Origin of the sequence: Actinosynnema mirum DSM 43827 (assembly GCF_000023245.1) — a bacterium.
Taxonomy (GTDB): Bacteria; Actinomycetota; Actinomycetes; order Mycobacteriales; family Pseudonocardiaceae; genus Actinosynnema; species Actinosynnema mirum.
In genome coordinates this window covers 2875402-2891107 of record NC_013093.1, presented here as the reverse complement: position 1 = coordinate 2891107, position 15706 = coordinate 2875402, and the positions used below count along the sequence as shown (strand labels likewise).

The following is a 15706-nucleotide window of genomic DNA, read 5'->3' as shown; positions in this document are numbered from 1 at the left end:
CATCCCCGCCCACCCCGAGCAACTCCCCCACCGGCCCACCCCGGCCCGGTCCCCAGAACCCCACCGGCGGCGGGGCGACCCCCCGTTCCCGGTGACCGGCGGGCGTTCCGCGTCCGCCACACCCCCATCAGGTCCCTACAACACGAGGACGTGGCTGTGAGACTGGTTTCCCCCGGCGGTCCGGCGTCGACGAGCGCAGCGAGGGCGTCGTGAAGGCGCGTGCGGCGCTCGCCGCGATCGTGGTCGCCTCGGCGGCCCTCTCCCCGGTCGGCGCGGCGCAGGCGCAGGCCCAGCAGGCGGACGTGACCGTGCGCCCCGACCCGACCTACCGGCAGGAGCCGTTCCAGGGCTGGGGCACGAGCCTGGTGTGGTTCGCCAACGCCACCGGGCAGTACCCGAACTCCGTCCGGAACGAGCTCGCCGACCTGCTGTTCTCCGCGCAGGGCCTGAACCTGAACATCGCCCGCTACAACATCGGCGGCGGGAACGCGCCCGACGTGCCGCCGTACCTGCGCGCGGGTGGCGCGGTGCCCGGCTGGTGGAAGGCGCCCGAGGGCACCACGCGCACCGACACCGACTGGTGGGAGCCCAACAACCCCGAGCTGTTCGACGCCGAGGCCGACCCCGGTCAGCGCTGGTGGGTCGACAAGATCAAGTCGAAGGTCGACCGCTGGGAGGCGTTCAGCAACTCCCCGCCGTGGTTCCAGACCGTCTCCGGCTACGTCTCGGGCGGCTTCGACGCGAACGCCGACCAGCTGCGCACCGACAAGATCGACGAGTTCACCGCCTACCTCGCGCAGGTCGTCGAGGAGATGGAGGACGCGCACGGCATCGAGTTCGACACCGTCGACCCGTTCAACGAGCCCAACACCAACTACTGGAGCACCCGCCTCGGCGCGGACGGCAACCCCACCGGCGGCAGGCAGGAGGGCGCGCACATGGGCCCCGCCCTGCAGGCCAAGGTGATCCCGTCGATGGTGCAGGCGTTGCGGGACAAGGGCTTGAGCGCCGCCGTGTCCGCGCCGGACGAGACCAACCCCGGCACGTTCGCCGCCGACTGGGCGGGCTACCCGGCGTCGGTGCGCGAGCAGGTCGGCCAGCTGAACGTGCACACCTACGGCACCGGCCAGCGCACCTCGGCCCGCGACATCGCCAAGGGCGCGGACAAGCCGCTGTGGATGAGCGAGGTCGACGGCTCGTGGGGCTCGGGCCAGAGCTTCACCAGCATGGACCCCGGCATCGGCATCGCCGAGCGGGTCGTGGACGACCTGCGCGAGCTGGAGCCCCGGTCCTGGGTGCTGTGGCAGGCGATCGAGGACTACGACAACATGAAGCCGGGCGGGGAGTCGCCGCAGGGCGCGAACTGGGGCGTCGTGCAGGTCCCGTTCTCCTGCGCCACCTCGGACTGCGAGGTCCGCACCAACACGAAGTTCAACACCCTGCGGAACTTCACCCACCACATCAAGCCGGGTGACCGGATGATCGGCGTGAACACCACGACCGACGTGGTGGCGATGCGCGGCGAGTCGCTCAAGACCGTGGTGCACGTGAACAAGGCCGAGCAGGCCAGGACCGTGGCGCTGGACCTGCGCTCGTTCAAGCGGATCTCGGACAACGCCGCGGTGCGGCCGGTCGTCACGGACGCGTCGGGCGCGCTGGTCGAGGGAGCCGAGGTCGCGGTGCGCGACGGCGTGGCGACGCTGACCGTGCCCGCCCGCTCGGTCACCACGTTCCGGGTGTCCGGGGTCTCCGGCGCGATCGGCGCGGAGGCGCTGGGCGCGGAGGACGCGTACCGGCTGACCGGCGTGCAGAGCGGGAAGTCCTTGGCCCCCAGCGGGAACTCGCTGGTGCAGCGGAACTCGGCCGAGGTCGCCGACCAGTACTGGAGGCTGGAGCGGCTGGACAACGGGTTCGGCAACCGGGTCCGGTTCGCCGTGGTCAACGCCGGGACCGGGCAGCGGCTCGCGGCGGTGAACGGCGAGGCGGTGCTCCGCTCGGCGGACGGGCCGGAAGCGCGGTGGATCACGTCGTCGACCGGTGACGGCACGTGGACGCTGGTGAACGCGGCCACGGGCGCGATGCTGGACGTGGTGGGCCAGTCCACGGCGGACGGGGCGAAGGTCGGGCTGTACACGCCGACGTCCGGCCCGAACCAGCGGTGGACGGCGACGCCGCGCTAGCGCGGAAGTCGTCGCGGTGGCACGAGGGCGCCGTTCCCCGATCACGGGGAGCGGCGCCCTCGTCGCGTCCTCCGGTCAGCCGGGGAACGGCCAGGGGTTGGGCGCGCACACCTTGCCGTCGTTGGGCACGACCCCGCCCTGCGCGGAGCCCGCGGTGATCAGGTTGATCTCGTCGTTGGACGTGCTGAACGTCTGCTGCATCATCACCGGCGCGGGCGCGCCGTGCTCGGCGCAGGGCACGTGCCCCTGGCCGAGGGCGTGCCCGACCTCGTGGTTGACCACGTACCGCCGGTACCCGTCCAGGTCGCCGAGGTAGGCGACCGCCCCCCTGGCCCAGCGTGCGGCGCTCAGGTCGACCGCGCCGCCGTCGCGGCAGGACACGTCCACCGGGATCTGGAAGCCGCAGCGGTCGCGGGCGGTGGCCTGGGAGGTGAGGCGGACGCGGAAGTCCGGGACGCCGGAGTCGACGCGGCGCAGCGCGAACCCGGCTGAGATCCAGCCGCGCGGGTCGGCGAGTGTCTGCTGCACGAACCCGGCGAACGCGTGCTCGTCGACCTGCACGCCGTCCTCGACCTCGACGGTGTAGCTGAGCGCCGCGCCGCTGCCCGCCTGGGCGAAGGTGCCGGGCACCACGTGCCAGGTCCCGTTGCCCCGCTCGGGGAACGGGCCGCCGTCGGGCAGGTCGGACGAGCGCTCGTAGACGCGTTGCGGCTCGGGGTCCGAGTCCGCCGCCATGGGTTCGGCCGCCATCCGCTCCGGTTCGGCGGGATCGGCGGGCACGTCGGCGGGTGCTGCGGCGGGCGCGGCCGGTTCCTGCGGTTCGGCTTCCGCGACCGGCCCGGTGGGCGGCTCCTCGGGCGGGGTGACCACACCTGCGGCCGTGAACACGACCGCCGTGGCCAGGCACGCCAGGAGCGCCGGGGTGACCTTCATGAGCACAGGGTGCCCACTAATGGTGAAGATCCTGTGTTGTCCGGGCTTTTCCCCCGTGAAGGCGGTGCGCACTGCCGCCGTGCGCGCCCGCGTCCTGGTCGCCGAGGACAACCCCCCACCAGGCGGAACTCGTCCGCCGCCACCTGGCGCACGACGGGCGCGACGTCACCGTGGTGGGTGACGGGCGGGCGGCGGGGAAGTGGATCCGCGTGCGGTCGGCCCGTTCGCGCTGGACCAGGGGTCGTTGGTGGAGCTGGAGTCCCGGCTGGCGCGGGTGCGGCAGCGCGCGGCGGCGCGGCGGTTGCCCGGCGGGGACCTCAGCCCGCGAGGGTGCGGAGCGAGACCTCCCAGAGCCGGTCGGCGGCCTCCGGGTCGAGCGCGTGGTCGGCCACGCCCCGGTTGGCGCCGGGCACGAACGGGCCCGCCTCGGCGCAGTCCTCGAAGTACTTGCCGCCCAGGCCTTCCAGCTCGGGCGCGGTGGCGACGTAGACCGAGGTGGCCGCGCCCTGCTCGGGGGTCTTGCGCCGGACCTCGGTGACGCCCGCCGCCGCGCGGGCCCGCGCGAGCTCCTCGAGGTCCACGTGGCGCTGGAGGTTCGTGCTGATCGAGCCGGGCATCAGGGCGTTCACCGTGATCCCGTCGGCGGCCCACCTGGTGGTGGCGCTCACCCCGAAGAGGACGTTCGCGGACTTGCTCTGCGCGTAGGCGTCCCACGCCTGGTACTCGCGCTCGGTGTAGTGGACGTCGTCGAAGACCACCGGCGAGCGGTGGTGGGAGCTGGAGCTGACCGAGACCACGCGCGCGCCGCCCGCCGCCGCGAGGTGCCGGTGCAGCCCCTTGGTGAGGGCGAAGTGGCCGAGGTGGTTGGTGGCGAACTGGAGCTCCCACCCCTCGGGGGTGCGGGTGAGCGGGCAGGCCATGACGGCCGCGTTGTTGACCAGCAGGTGCAGCGGGTCGTCCCAGTTGGCGGTGAAGGCGGCCACCGAGACCTGGTCGGCCAGGTCGAGCGGGGCGACGCGGACGGCGGTGTTCCCGGTGGTGGCGGTGATGTCGGCGGCGGTGCGCTCACCGGCGGCGCGGTCGCGCACGGCCAGGGTGACCTCGGCGCCCGCGGACGCGAGGGCCCTGGCGGTCTCGACGCCGATGCCCGAGGCGGCGCCGGTGACGACGGCGCGCTTGCCGGTCAGGTCGATCCCGGCCACCACCTCGGCGGCCGTGGAGGCGGCGGTGAAGCGCGGTGCGGTGTTCGCGGTCATGATCTCCCCGGATCGCTGGACTAGGATGAAGCGGAGGTTCCTCCGCTTCATCGAGACTAACCGGAGGTGCCTCCGCTTGCAACCGATCCCGGAGGACCCCGCCGTGACCGACCCCGACCAGCGCCCGCTGCGGGCCGACGCCCAGCGCAACCGCGACAAGCTCCTGGCCGCCGCGCTGGCCGCGTTCACCGAGCGCGCCGACGCGCCCCTGGAGGGCATCGCGAAGCAGGCGGGCGTGGGCATCGGCACCCTCTACCGGCACTTCCCGACCCGCGAGGCGCTCATCGAGCAGGTGTACCGGGCCGAGCTGGACCGGCTGTGCGACGCCGCGCCGCACCTGCTGACCACCTCGCCGCCCGAGGTCGCGCTGCGGCGGTGGATGGACCTGTTCCTGGAGTACCTGGCCACCAAGCGAGGGCTCGCCGACGCGCTGCGCGCGGTGATCACCGGCGCGGAGACCCCGTTCCCGCACGCCAGGAAGCGGCTGCTGGACGCGCTGAGCGTGCTGGTGGACGCGGCGGTGCGGACGGGCGCGCTGCGCGACGACGTGCCCGCGCTGGACGTGCTGGTGGGCATGGCCGGGATCGCGAACGCCACCGACGACGCGGCGCAGGCGGGGCGGCTGCTGGACCTGCTCGTGGCCGGGCTGCGCGCCGGGCGGTGAACGCCGCCGCAGGGGGCGCCTAGCGGACTCGCGCCGGGACGCAACCCCTGTCCGCGGTGGCGTGGTTCACGGTGCCGCATAACGGTTTCCCACCGAGTCCACACCGGTCCCGCAGCCGCCGCCGGTGGAGTCGATCTTGCCGGGTGATCGGGTCTAGGCTCTTCCCCTGACGACGACGGCGGTGCCGATTCGGCCCTGGCACAGTGGGGTTTTCGCGTGGTGAGGAGATGGCGCGCGGCGTGGAGCGCGGTGGCTGCGGCGGCACTGGTGGGCACGGGCGCGGCGGCGGGCCCGGCGCACGCGCAGGACGCCGGTGAGATCGCGGGCACGGTCTGGGTCGACAAGGACCAGGACCGCCAGCCCGGCGAGCACGAGGCGCGCCGCGCGGGCGTGACCGTGACAGCGCTCCAGCGCGCCACCGGGGAGCGCAGGACCACCAGGACCGACGAGCGCGGCGACTTCCGCTTCACCGGACTGCCGCTGGGCGCCTACCAGGTCGAGGCCGACCGCACCGGGTACGCGGCGCTCGCCGACCGGACCTGGGACGTCGAGCTGACCTCGGGCTCCCCCAGGGCGGGGCAGGCGTGGTTCCCGCAGCAGGGCGGCACGCTCGGCGGCCAGGTCAGCGTGGACGCGGACGACGACGGCGCGCGCGACGCCACCCCCGAGCGGGTCGCGGTGACCGTGCACCTGTGGGGACGCGACCTCACCGGGGCGGAGGTCAGGGCCAGCACGACGACCTCCGACTACGGCTGGTACCACTTCGACGCGCTGGCGACGGGCGCGTACCAGGTCAGGGCCGAGGTCCCGCAGGGGTACGGGCTGGCGAGGCCGAACGCGGGCGCGGGCTCGTCCGGCGCGCACACCGACTTCGACCTGCTGGGCGCGGAGGCCACGAGCCTGCCGGTGCGGTTCGCCGAGACCGGGTCGCGGTACGCGGCCGTGGACATCGGTTTGGTGCGGGGTGGGGGTGTTGCGCCGGAACCGGTGCTGGTCAACGCGGCCAGCGGGTGGTGCGCGGATCAGGAACTGCCGGGTGGGGCGGTGACCACGGGCGTCGCGGCGGGCGACTGCCACGGTGGGGACAACCAGCGCTGGCGGGCGAGGTGGGTGGAGCCGGACGTGGCGGAGTTCGTGGACGCGCGCACGGGGTTCTGCCTGGACCAGGAGTTCCCAGGGGGCAGGCGGACCAGCGGGGTGGGCGCGTACCGGTGCCACGGCGGGGCGAACCAGCGCTGGCGGGTGAGCCACGACGAGCAGGGCGGCGAGCCGTTCACGGCGGTGAACCTGGCAACCGGGGAGTGCCTGGACCAGGAGTACCCGACGGGGACGCCGACGACGGGCGTCGGGGCGTACCGGTGCCATGGCGGGGCGAACCAGAGCTGGGTCGCCCGGTGAGCTGAGGCGGGGCCGGAGCGCGCCTACGTACGGGCTGCAAGCCGAGCGCATTCCCAAGCCACCAACTGAACTGATTCGCGCGTTGACCGCCTCGCGGGCTGCGGGGCGAGCGCAGCGAGCCCGCAGCTCCCCAATCCCGCGTCCCTCTTCTCCGTTTGGCCTGGCGAAGCCCGAGCACGCTTGTCAAGATGCCGCCGCATTGCGCGGTAGATCGCCCGAGTTGTACGGCGTCTTGACGAGCGTGCTTGCCTGAAAGGAGGCCGAACGGAGAAGAGGGACCCGGACCATCGCAGGGGTAGACGGGACCATCGGCGGAAGAGTCACCGGCCGGCAGGGCTTGTGTCCCTCTTTTTTGGAGGTCTGCCCCGCCGGCGAGGCGTTGTTTTTGGGTTTGGGTTTGGGTTTGGGTTTTAAAGTCAAAGGATCAAAGTCAAGAGCTACAAGCACGCCTCGCCGGCGGGGCAGACCTCCAAAAAAGAGGGGACACGGGCTCTGCCGGCCGGTGGCGCTTCCGCTGGTGGTCCGGTTTACCCCTGCGGTGGGCGGGGTCCCTCTTCTCCGTTTGGCCTCCTTTCAGGCAAGCACAGGCGTCAAGACGCCGTTTGACTCGGGCGGTCTTCCGCGCAGTGCGGCGGCATCTTGACACCTGCGCTCGGGCTTCGCCAGGCCAAACGGAGAAGAGGGACGCGGGAATGGGCGGCTGCGGGCTCGCTGCGCTCGCCCCGCAGCCCGCGAAGCGGTCAACCAGCGAAGCGGCTTGGTGCGGTGAGGTCCCGCGTCGTTGTGACGCGGGACCTTTTTCTCGCCCCAACCAGAAGTTCAGCGCCCCTCCCCAGAAGTTCAGCGCCCCTCCCCAGGAGCTCAGCGCCTCCCCCTAGGAGCTCAGCGCCTCCCCCAGGAGTTGAGCACCTCATCCCCAGGAGCTCAGCGCCCGACCTGCGGAAGCGCCAAGTTGCGCGGCAGATCAGGGCGGCCGAACAAGAAGCCCTGCCCGAACCCGCACCCCGCCCTGCGCAGCCACTCCGCCTGCTCCGGCGTCTCGATGCCCTCCGCGACGGTGACCGCGCCCAGCACGTCCGCCAGGTCGATGATGCAGCGCACCACGCCCGCCGTGCGGCCGGTGTCGCCGAGGGCCCAGGTGAACGACTTGTCGATCTTCACCACGTCGAACGGGTAGCGGTGCAGGTAGCTCAGGGACGAGTAGCCGGTGCCGAAGTCGTCCAGGGCCACCCGCACGCCCGTCTCCCGCACCGCCATCAGCGCCCGCATCGCCGCCTCGTCCGCCCACACCGACTCGGTCACCTCGATGGTCAGCGCCGAGGCCTGCAAGCCCGACACGTCCAGGGACTTCGCCAGCGCGGCCAGGAAACCGGGCGCGGACAGCTGCCTGGTGGACACGTTGACCGTGACGCCCAGCTCGCGCCCGGCCGCGCGCCAACCAGCGGCCTGGGTGCACGCGGAGGTGAGCACGCTCGACCCCAGCGGCACGATCAGGCCGGTCTGCTCGGCCAGGCCGATGAACTCGCCCGGTCCGAGCAGCCCCCGCCCCGGCCGCTCCCAGCGGACCAGGGCCTCCGCGCCGGAGATCGCCGTGGTGGCCAGGTCCACGATGGGCTGGTAGTGCAGGACCAGCTGATCCGTGCCGATCGCGGCGCGCAGGTCGAGCTTGTCGCGCTGGCGGGCCAGCGCCTGCTCGCCCATCTCCCTGCGGAAGGAGCGGGCGCGCGCGCCGCCCTCGCGCTTGGCCACGTACATCGCGGTGTCGGCGTCGCGCAGCAGCTCCGCGGTGCCGACCACCCCCGCCGCCGCCGAGGACACCGCGACGCCGATGCTGGCCTGCATCCGCACGTCGTACCCCAGGTCCGACCAGGGCTTCTCCAGCTCCGCCAGCACGGACTTCGCGAGCTGGCCGCAGGCCTGCTCGTCCAGGCCCGGCGCCAGCACCGCGAACTCGTCGCCGCCCAGGCGCGCGGCGACCGCGTCCGGTTCGACGGCGGCGCGGATGCGGCGGGAGGCTGCCACCAGGCACTGGTCGCCCGCGTCGTGGCCCTCGGTGTCGTTGACCTCCTTGAACTGGTCCAGGTCGAGCACGAGCAGGCCGACGTCGCCCGCGCGCAGCGCGCGGTCCAGCAGGTGCAGGAAGTGCGAGCGGCTGGTCAGGCCGGTGAGGACGTCGCGCTCGGAGCGGTGCCGCAGCTCGTCCTCCAGGCGGCGGCGGACGCTGATGTCCACGGCGGCCACCAGGGTGCGGTCCTCGTCGCCCGCCTGCTCGACGCGCACCGGGTGCAGCGCGAGGACGCGGTCGCGGTCGGCGACCCAGACCTCCACGGGCTCGGCGTCGGCGTCGCGGCAGCCCTTCTCGCACACCGCGATGTTGGGGCCGTGCGGGCAGGGCACGGCGGCCCCGTTCTGGCCCGCCCAGTCCAGCAGGAACTGGGCGCGCTCGTTGTGCAGCACGGGCACGCCGCCGGAGTCGAGCAGCACCAGGCCGATCGGGCTGGCCTGCAGGACGGCGGTGGCGGTGGCGCGGGCGTGCTCGGCGCCGCGCTGGGCCGACTCGGCGCGCAGCACCGCGCGCGCGGCCTCGTGCAGCGCGGCGGCGGCGACGGCCATGCCCGCCAGCGGCATCAGCAGGGTCGGCAGCAGCTCGGGGCGGATCGCGCCCCAGCCCCAGAGCAGCGACGCGGCCAGGCCGGTGAGGTAGCCGCCGACGACCACGGCGGACTTGGCCCAGAACCCGGCGTCCTCGGGGTAGAGGGCGCGGCGGACCGTGGCGCCGATGACGAAGCCCACGACGACCTGCGGGTCGGGCAGCAGGAGCAGCGCGGCGAACGCGACCACGCCCTCCAGCGGCGGGATCCACCACGCGTCGCGGGGAACCCGCAGCCAGCACGCGAGGACACCGGCGACCAGCGCGGCCACCCCGATCGGGAGCGGCCCCTCACCGGTCGCGACGAGGCTGCCGATCGTGAGGACCCCGCCGAGCCAGGCGAAGACGGTGGTCAGCACCCTGATCCGGTGCAGCGTCCTGCGACCGGTGCCGTGCGCCGAGCCCGAGGCGGGAGGCACGTCCGCGGCCACGGGAACGGGTGGACGTTTCACGCGAGCTTCCCCCAAGCCACGGCTCGTAGACCGAGTGCTCTCACATGCGGCGAAGTTGGCACTATCTGATCCTCGCACGGGCGCGACAACCGCCATCCGGGTGAGTCGACTGGCCCGGTCGGTCCGATTTCCGTCCACTGTGGACTCGGCGAGGCCCTCAACCGGGGGTTCGGACTTTTGCATCGTTGTAAGGCTGGACGCGGGCGAGGACACGGGGATTGTGCGTCCACTGTGGACTTCTTGACGGTTTTCACCTGCGGAAACACGAACTCCACTGGCGCTTTCGTGACAGAGTGTGCCGGGTGGGGATGACGGTGCGCCGATCGGAGCGCCCGACCGGTCGGCGGCCATGACGGTGACCTGCGGGGGCCGGACGAGTGGCGGTGGGCCGCTAGCGCGCCAGCGCCTCCAGCAACGGCACCACCGCAGCCGGTTCCGGCAGTCCCAGCATCTCCTCGCGCAGCGCCAGCGCCGCCTCGCGGTGCGACCCGGCCAGCACCTCCACCACCCGCGCGAACAGGTCGCCGGACTCGCCGGTGAACACCGTCCCCGGTGTGAAGTGCACCGTCGTCCGCGCACCCCGCACGACCGGGCCCACCACCGGCCGCACCGGGAAAGCCGTCGGCGGCAGCGGGAACGCCGGGTCGCGGAAGCTCGGCGGGAACGGGGACAGCAGCAGGTTCCCGCGCAGCATCAGCAGGTCCGGGTCCGGGTCCGGGTCCGAGTCCGGGTCCGGCGGCAGGCCGTGCGCCTCGAACCCGGCCGCCTCGACCGCCCTCCGCTGGACCGGGGGGCAGGCGAACGCGACCACGTGCCCGGCGGCGCGGACGGAGGTGAGCAGCACGCGCACCCGCGCCAGGGCAGGCGGTCAGGCCGCGAGCACCACCTGGTCGGTCGCGGGCTCGCGGACGCGGCAGGCCGTCCACAGGTTCGCCATCGCGACCACGACCGCCATCGACCCGAGCACGTGCACCACCACCAGCACGGCGGGCACCCCGGTGAAGTACTGCGCGAACCCGACCGCGCCCTGCAGCAGTACCGCCACCAGCAGCACCGCGTACGGCTTGCGCACCCCGGCCCCGCGCAACGACCAGCCGAGCGCGGCCAGCACCGCGAGGAACGCGTACAGCAGCACCGAGTGCGCCTGGGCGAGCGTCTCGACGGGCGCGTCGAACCGGGCCACGTCGGCGTCGCCCGCGTGCGGACCGGCGCCGGTGACCATCGTGCCGACGACCATCAGCGCGGCCAGCACCACGACCGCCGCGACCAGCAGCCGCTGCGCGAGCGCCCCGGCGATCGGCCGCGCCGGACCGTCCTCCTCGTCCAGCGAGCGCCAGAGCAGCACCGCGTACCAGGCGAGCACCGGCGAGACGATGAAGTGGAAGGCGACGGTCCACCAGAGCAGCCCGAGGTTGACCGTGATGCCGCCGATCACGGCCTGCGCGAACACCCCGCCGGTCATGACGGCGGACAGCAGCAGCACGCGGGTGCGCAGCGGCCTCGACCACCAGGCGGCGAGCAGGCAGAGCACCCCGATGACGCCGACCACGACGGCGAGCAGCCGGTTGCCGTACTCGATCCACTGGTTGAGCATCGCCAGCTCGGGGTGCTCGACGGGCACGAAGCTGCCGGGCAGGCAGTGCGGCCACTCGGTGCAGCCGAGCCCGGAACCGGTCACCCGCACGGTGGACCCGGTGCCCGCGATGACGACGTTGGCGACGACAGCCGCGATCGCGAGGCCGCGGTGGGACTGGACGATCCGCTGCTTCCAGGTGGGCTGCACGACGGGCAACCTACGTGACCGGAGCCGAGAACGGACAAATGGGGTCCACGGGCGTTGACTTCGTTCTGCACTGAAGGAATAAATGGAATCACGTGGGGGCCCGCCTGGGCCGAACAGGTGAACCACGGGCGAGACCCTCAAGGAATCGGGATCGAGCGCCGATGAATCAATCAGCGCAGCGAAGAGGGGCCCGGAGAGATCCGGGCCCCTCTTCGCGTCTGCCGGGGAGTGCGATCGGCGCCACCGGGCGATCAGCGCTTGAGCGCGTCGAAGTGCGGCTTGAGCGCCGGGTAGTAGTCCTCGAACGACGGCGCCTCCGCGCCCTCGCGCGCCGCGACCAGCAGGTCCAGGTAGTACTCCCACCCCGGCCCGATCTCGCCGATCCCGCCGTCGTCCCCCAGGTGGTGGACCAGCCGCAGCTCGGTCTCCCCCGCCTCGACGGGCACGACCAGCAGCTCGATCGGCCACGTCGCCCCGGTGCCCAGCATGGTCAGCACGAGCCTGCCCGGCGCCTCGCAGGCCTCCACCCGCAGGTCGCACGTCGGCTGCCCGTCCTCGAACTCCAGCCGCACCCGCACCGTCCCGCCCGCTCTGCCCTCGCCCTCCCACGGCCCGAACCAGCGGGCCGTCCGGTCGGACTCGGTGACGGACGCCCACACGTCCTCGACGTCCGCGCGGAACGTCCGGGTCAGCACGAGGTCGACGCCGCCGGGCGTCCCGGCGAGCGTTCCGGTGGCGGTCGGGGGCATGGTGCTCCTGTTCACGGGGGCTTCACGAGGGGGGCCACGAGCCGGTCGCGACCAGCAGGGTAACCAGAGCGCTCGCGGGGGTGTGGGAGGGCGCGCGGGGCTAGTCGGCCGCCGCGAAGTCCCGGCCCTCCTCGGGCCGGCCGACCGCGTGCAGCTCCCACACCGCGACGCCCAGCGCCACCACCACGGCCCCCGCCGCGGTCCAGATCGCCAGGGACACCGCGGCGCCGTAGTCCTGACCGGTGTCCGCCAGCACCAGGTAGAACAGCCCGGCGAGCGCGGCGCTGCCGATCGCCGCGCCGATGCGCTGGCCGGTCTGGAGGGCGCCGCCCGCCGCGCCCGCCATGCGGACCGGCACGTTGCGCAGCGTCAGCGTGGTGTTCGGGGAGATCACCCAGCCGCCGCCGACACCGCCGACCAGCAGCGCGCAGGCGGCCCACCAGCCCGCCAGGTGCGGCGGGGCCAGGCGCAGGAGCAGGCCGGTCGCCACCAGGCCCGCCACGACCAGGGCCAGGCCCAGAACGGTCAGCTTGCGGCCCCAGCGGCTCACCAGCCTGCCGCCGACGAGCGCGGACGCCGCCGAGCCCACCGCGAACGGGGTCACCGCCAGGCCCGACTCCAGCGGGGTGTAGCCGAGGCCGGTCTGGAAGAACAGCGCGAACACCAGCCAGATCCCGCTGAAGCCCACGAAGTAGCAGGTTCCCAGCAGCAGCCCGGAGGCGTAGCCGGGGACGGCGGTCAGCAGGGTCACGTCGAGCAGCGGGTCGCCGCCGCGCGCGGCCGTGCGGCGCTCCCACACCACGAACGCCGCCAGCAGCGCCGCGCCCACCGGGAACAGCCACCACAGCGCCGTCAGGCCGCCCGACTCGGCCAGCACCAGCGGCAGCAGCACGGCCAGCACGCCCGCGCCCAGCAGCAGCACGCCGAGCAGGTCGAGACGGCCCCGCTCGCCGACGCTCGCCCTCGGCAGCAGCCTGGCCGCCAGGACCAGCGCGACCAGTCCGATCGGGACGTTCACGTAGAACACCCAGCGCCAGCCGTCGTCCTCGCCCGCCACGGCCAGGATCGCGCCGCCCGCCACCGGGCCCACCGCCGTGGAGATGCCGACCACCGCGCCGAAGAAGCCGAACGCGCGCGCCCGCTCCGCGTCCCGGAACAGCTGCTGGATCAGGGCCGAGTTCTGCGGGGCCAGCGCGCCCGCCGCCGCGCCCTGCAGCAGCCGGGCGACCACCAGCACCTCGGTCGTGGGCGCGAGCCCGGCGAGCGCGCTGAACGCGATGAACGCCGCCAGCGCCAGCAGGAACACCCGGCGCCTGCCGTAGGCGTCGCCGAGCCTGCCCGCGGTGACCAGGACCAGGCCGAACGCGAGCGCGTACCCGGAGACCACCCACTGCACGCCCGCCGGCGAGGTGCCGAGGCCGCGCTGCATGGAGGGCAGGGCGACGGAGACGATGCTGACGTCCAGGAGGCTCATGAACCCGGCCACGAGGCTGACGGCTAGGGCTTTCCAGCGGCGTGGATCAGGTTCGGTCACCAGGGCTGTCTACCCGGTTTCCCCGGAACGACACCGGAGCGGGCGGCCCGCCCGACGTTCGGGGGGCCGCCCGCTCCGGGAAGGGCTTGGTCGGCGGAGTCGAGGGTGGGGATCAGGTGGTGGAACCGGTGCCCGTGCCGGAACCCGTGCCGGAGCCGGTGTCGGGGGTCGTCTGCTGGCCACCGCGACCGGCGCGCCCACCGGGGAGCTGACCGGTCCCGGACTGCCCGTCGCCCATGCCGGGGAACTGGCCGCCGCCGGTCTGGCCGTCGCCCGCGCCGGGGAACTGGCCGTCACCGGGGAACTGGCCGCTCGGGGCCTGCTGACCGGTGCCCGCTCCCGCGCCACCGTCGCCGACCGCGAGGCCGATCCCGAACCCGCCGAGCCCGGCCGCGACGGCGATCCCCAGCGCGCCTGCGACCAGCGCGTTCCGGCCCCTGAGCCAGGCGGGCCGCTTCGAGGCGACCGGCTGGGACGGCGCGGGCGGCATCACTCCCCACGTCGGCGCCTCGGCGGCCGGGACCTGCGCGGCGCCCACCTCGGGCGCGCCCCAACCGGCCTGCCCCTGCTCGGTGGCAGCGGCAGTCGCGGCCTCGGTGGGGGCAGCCTTGGTGGCAGCGGCCTCGGTGGCAGCGGCCTCGGTGGCAGCGGCCTCGGTGGTGGTCTCGGCGGTGGCGGCGCCGGTCTCGATCTGCTCCTGCGGGCGGGTCATCTGCTCGGTGTTCACGGTGGCTCCTGGCTGCTCGGGACTCCCCTGCTCCGGGACCACCCCGGTCGGGACAACCCAAGAATCGGCGCCGCCCCTGTGGACTTCACCAGCGTCCGCTGTGCGTCCCCTGTGAGCGCCCCGCACACCCGGCGCCCGGACCCGCTGCCGGCGAGGACGACGCGGTCGCCGCCGGGGAGTCCCAGGCCGGTGTCCCAGGACTCTCCGGCAGTGGGACCTTCGACCGTGTGTCAGCCACCCGCCCGGTAAGAGAGTGGGGTCTCCTCGGATTCATGACGAGCGGTCCGCCGGGAGGCAGGAAATGGCGCTGGGGCTGACCAACGACGAGGTGACGGCCGCACTGGAAGCGGCCTCCCTCGCCCCATCGGTGCACAACACGCAGCCCTGGCTGTTCCGGGTCGCGGAAGACCGGATCGAGCTGCACGCGGACACCTCGCGCGCGCTGCGCGCCACCGACCCGGAGGACCGCGAGCTGCGGCTCTCCTGCGGTGCGGCGCTGCTGAACCTGCGCGTGGCGCTGGAGGGCGCGGGGGTCCGGACCACGGTCGCCGTCGCGCACGGGACGGGGTCCGGCGCGCTGGCCGTGCTGCGGCGGGTCGGCGGCGCGGCCCAGCCGGAGCCCGCGCTGGTCGCGGCGATCCCGCGGCGGCGCACGAACCGCAGGCCGTTCCGCGCCGACCCGGTGCCGCTGGGGTTCCGGACGGCGCTGGTGCGCGCGGCGGAGCGGGAGCGGTCCTGGTTGCACGTGGTGACCGACCGGGAGGAGCGGGCGCGGTTGCGCGGGATGGTCGCGCGGGCGCACCGGGAGCTGGACGCCGACCCCCGCGTGCAGGCGGAGCTGCGGCGGTGGACGGGGCTGCGGGTGGGCGCGGACGGCGTGCCGACCAGGGCCGCCGGGCCCCGGCCCGCCGCCGGTGACGAGTGGGCGACGCGGGACTTCCTGGCGCGCGGCCTGCCGGAGCGGGTGGGCGCGGCCGAGTCCGGCGGCGGCGACCTGGTGGCGGTGCTGTGCTCGTACCACGACGGCCCGGCGGCGGAGGTGCGGGCGGGGCAGGCGATGCAGCGGGTGCTGCTGACGGCGACCTCGCTGGGGCTGTCCGCGTCGTTCCTGTCGCAGCCGGTGGAGGTGCCCGCGATCCGCGAGGAGGTGCGCCTGCTGGCGGGCGGGCCGTTCCCGCAGACGGTGCTGCGGCTGGGCTTCGGCGAGCCGGTCCCGCCGACGCCCCGGCGCTCGGTGGCCGACCTGCTGATGGGCTGACCGGACTCGCGGCCCCCGCCTCAGGGCCGTTCGGAGCACCGCCGGGCGTCCCGCGGGCGGCGGTCCGAACGGCCCCGAAGCGCGCCCCCGTGACGCCGGTCACAACACCCTGCGGCGGTCGG

General features: G+C 74.1%; 12 protein-coding genes. 4 read left to right on the top strand and 8 right to left on the bottom strand.

Annotation, left to right across the window (positions count from 1 at the left end; translation table 11 throughout):
• Positions 1-209: 209 nt before the first annotated feature.
• Positions 210-2180: an RICIN domain-containing protein gene (locus AMIR_RS12805; RefSeq protein WP_015801386.1), complete on the top strand. Its 1971-nt coding sequence runs from the start codon at positions 210-212 to the stop codon at positions 2178-2180.
• A 75-nt stretch (positions 2181-2255) separates the two neighbouring features.
• On the opposite strand, the gene AMIR_RS12800 is transcribed toward AMIR_RS12805, so the two are convergent.
• A complete protein-coding gene (locus AMIR_RS12800) occupies positions 2256-3113 on the bottom strand; it encodes a DUF3152 domain-containing protein (RefSeq protein ID WP_015801385.1) in 858 nt (285 codons plus the stop codon).
• Positions 3114-3430: 317 nt separating this feature from the next.
• Entirely contained in the window at positions 3431-4369 is a 939-nt protein-coding gene (locus tag AMIR_RS12795; RefSeq protein ID WP_015801384.1) for an SDR family NAD(P)-dependent oxidoreductase, read from the bottom strand.
• Between the two features lie 103 nt (positions 4370-4472).
• Between AMIR_RS12795 and AMIR_RS12790 the strand changes: the two genes are divergently transcribed.
• Complete coding sequence (locus tag AMIR_RS12790; protein WP_015801383.1) at positions 4473-5033, top strand: TetR/AcrR family transcriptional regulator; 561 nt, start codon at positions 4473-4475, stop codon at positions 5031-5033.
• A gap of 249 nt (positions 5034-5282) precedes the next feature.
• The gene (locus tag AMIR_RS35595) at positions 5283-6431 is read left to right on the top strand and encodes an SdrD B-like domain-containing protein (protein WP_015801382.1); all 1149 of its coding nucleotides are present in this window, start codon (positions 5283-5285) and stop codon (positions 6429-6431) included.
• A 924-nt stretch (positions 6432-7355) separates the two neighbouring features.
• Here the strand turns inward: AMIR_RS35595 and AMIR_RS35590 are convergent.
• From AMIR_RS35590 to AMIR_RS35585, 6 genes are all read right to left on the bottom strand, one after another.
• On the bottom strand, positions 7356-9533 hold the full coding sequence (locus AMIR_RS35590; protein WP_143760713.1) for a putative bifunctional diguanylate cyclase/phosphodiesterase: 2178 nt from the start codon (positions 9531-9533) through the stop codon (positions 7356-7358).
• A 391-nt stretch (positions 9534-9924) separates the two neighbouring features.
• Positions 9925-10383, bottom strand: a complete 459-nt coding sequence (locus AMIR_RS40180; RefSeq protein ID WP_015801380.1) for a hypothetical protein — start codon at positions 10381-10383, stop codon at positions 9925-9927.
• A gap of 18 nt (positions 10384-10401) precedes the next feature.
• Positions 10402-11316, bottom strand: coding sequence for a COX15/CtaA family protein (locus AMIR_RS12770; protein WP_015801379.1), 915 nt, complete (start codon positions 11314-11316; stop codon positions 10402-10404).
• A gap of 251 nt (positions 11317-11567) precedes the next feature.
• On the bottom strand, positions 11568-12080 hold the full coding sequence (locus AMIR_RS12765) for an SRPBCC family protein (protein ID WP_245554610.1): 513 nt from the start codon (positions 12078-12080) through the stop codon (positions 11568-11570).
• Between the two features lie 85 nt (positions 12081-12165).
• Positions 12166-13539: an MFS transporter gene (locus tag AMIR_RS12760; RefSeq protein WP_084799178.1), complete on the bottom strand. Its 1374-nt coding sequence runs from the start codon at positions 13537-13539 to the stop codon at positions 12166-12168.
• Between the two features lie 172 nt (positions 13540-13711).
• Positions 13712-14326, bottom strand: coding sequence for a hypothetical protein (locus AMIR_RS35585; protein WP_015801376.1), 615 nt, complete (start codon positions 14324-14326; stop codon positions 13712-13714).
• Between the two features lie 301 nt (positions 14327-14627).
• On the opposite strand from AMIR_RS35585, the gene AMIR_RS12750 reads away from it, so the two are divergent.
• On the top strand, positions 14628-15584 hold the full coding sequence (locus AMIR_RS12750; RefSeq protein WP_015801375.1) for an Acg family FMN-binding oxidoreductase: 957 nt from the start codon (positions 14628-14630) through the stop codon (positions 15582-15584).
• Positions 15585-15706: the final 122 nt, after the last annotated feature.